We start from the raw sequence: 2,079 nt of genomic DNA on the forward strand, positions 1-2,079 counted from the left end.
ACAGTGGCCGTCGATCACCGCAGTGGCCCGGGACAACCTCTTCAACGTCGACCCGGACGTGATCCACCGCGCCAGCCCGCGCATTCTGACCGGCGCTGCCCGGGTCTGCCAGGCCCTGGAGACGGCCCGGGGGCGGCGGCCATGAGCGCGGTCACGCTGATGGTGCAGGGCTGCACCTCCGACGCGGGCAAGAGCGCCGTGACCACCGGTCTGTGCCGTGCGTTCCTCCGCCGCGGGGTCAACGTGGCACCGTTCAAGCCCCAGAACATGGCGCTCAACAGCGCGGTCACCGTCGACGGCGGCGAGATCGGCCGTTCCCAGGCCGTGCAGGCCCGGGCCTGCCGCATCGAGCCCCACTCCGATATGAACCCGGTGCTGCTCAAGCCCAGCGCCGACCGCCGCGCCCAGGTGATCCTCGCCGGGCGGGCCCACGGTCACATGGACGCCCTCGACTACCACGACTACAGGCGCACCGCGCGGCGGACCGTCCTCGCCGCCCACGCCCGCCTCGCCGCCCGTCACCGGCTGATCGTCGCCGAGGGCGCCGGCAGCCCCGCCGAGATCAACCTCCGCGAGGGCGACATCGCCAACATGGGCTTCGCCGAGGCGGTGGACTGCCCGGTGGTGCTGGTCGCCGACATCGACCGCGGCGGCGTGTTCGCCACCCTGGTGGGCACCCTGGCGCTGCTCTCGGCGAGCGAGCGCGCCCGTGTCGTCGGCGTGGTGATCAACCGCTTCCGCGGCGACCGGGCCCTGCTCGATCCAGGGCTAACGTGGTTCAGCGAGTACACCGGCGTGCCGGTGCTCGGGGTGCTGCCCTACCTCCTCGGCCTCCACCTGGAGGCCGAGGACGCCCTGCCCCGGGAGCGCGCCGCCGGCGACGCCGCGCTGCGCGTGGTCGTTCCGGCGCTGCCGCGGATCAGCAACCACACGGACCTCGATCCGCTGCGCCTGCACCCGGACGTCTCCGTGCACCTCGTCGGTCCCGGCGAGACCCCGCCACCGGCGGATCTGGTGATCCTGCCCGGCAGCAAGTCCGTGCGCGCCGACCTCGACTGGCTGCATGACAACACCTGGCCCGGCTACCTCGCCCGCCACCTGCGCTACGGCGGCCGGGTGCTCGGTATCTGCGGCGGCTACCAGATGCTCGGCCACCGGATCGCCGACCCCGGTGGCGTCGAGGGCCCCGCGGGGGAGAGCATGGGCCTGGGCTGGCTCGACGTCGCCACCACCCTCGCCGCCGACAAACGCCTCACGCGGGTCCGCGCGAGCCTGGCGGGCGGCGCGGCGGTGGACGGCTACGAGATCCACATGGGCGAAACCGACGGCAGCGACCGGCGGCACCCCTTCGCCCGGCTCCCGGACGGCACGCCGGACGGCGCCGTCAGCGCGGACGGCCGGGTCGCCGGCACCTACCTGCACGGGGTCTTCGAGCACCCCGAGGCACGCACCGCACTGCTGCGCTGGGCCGGTCTCGCCGACCCGCGGGCCACGGACTACGAGGCCGAGCGCGAGGCCGGCATCGACCGCCTGGCGGATGCGGTCGCTGGCCACCTGGACCTGACCGCCCTCGCCCGGGCCATCGGGCTCACCCGGGACCGGGCAGGGGCGGGTTGAGGCTCAGCGCCCCTTCGGCGGGTACTCGTAGAAGCCCCTGCCGCTCTTGCGGCCAAGGTGCCCCTCGTCGACGAGACGGCGCAGCAGCGGGCAGGGCCGGTACTTGGCCTCGTCCAGGCCCTGCTGGAGGACCTCCATGATGGCCACCACCACGTCCACGCCGATCATGTCCGCCAGCGCCAGCGGGCCGATGGGGTGATTGGCCCCCAGGCGCATGGCCTCGTCCACCGCCTCGGCCGTGGCGACGCCCTCCTCGACCACGAACGCCGCCTCGTTGATCATCGGGATGAGGATGCGGTTGACGGCGAAGCCGGGGCTGTCGCCGATGCGCACCGGGGTCTTACCGAGGTCCCGGGCCAGCGCCTCCACCGTCTCGACCACCTTATCCGCGGTCTGCCGGGCGCGGATCACCTCCACCAGCGGCATCACCGGCACCGGGTTGAAGAAGTGCATCCCCACGAC

General features: G+C 73.5%; 2 protein-coding genes. One reads left to right on the forward strand and one right to left on the reverse strand.

What is annotated here, in order from left to right; all coding sequences use genetic code 11:
- The first annotated feature begins 141 nt into the window (after positions 1-141).
- A complete protein-coding gene (locus G7A99_RS14945; RefSeq protein ID WP_163141535.1) occupies positions 142-1,617 on the forward strand; it encodes a cobyric acid synthase in 1,476 nt (491 codons plus the stop codon).
- A gap of 3 nt (positions 1,618-1,620) precedes the next feature.
- Here G7A99_RS14945 and G7A99_RS14950 read toward each other — a convergent pair.
- On the reverse strand, positions 1,621-2,079 hold a 459-nt coding region (locus G7A99_RS14950), incomplete at its 5' end, for a 3-hydroxyacyl-CoA dehydrogenase family protein (RefSeq protein ID WP_240466294.1).

The organism is Arhodomonas sp. KWT, assembly GCF_010993615.1.

Bases quoted from the DNA above. Each gene is read 5' to 3' on its own strand.
- G7A99_RS14945 (WP_163141535.1), top strand. From the start codon at position 142: ATGAGCGCGGTCACGCTGATGGTGCAGGGCTGCACCTCCGACGCGGGC.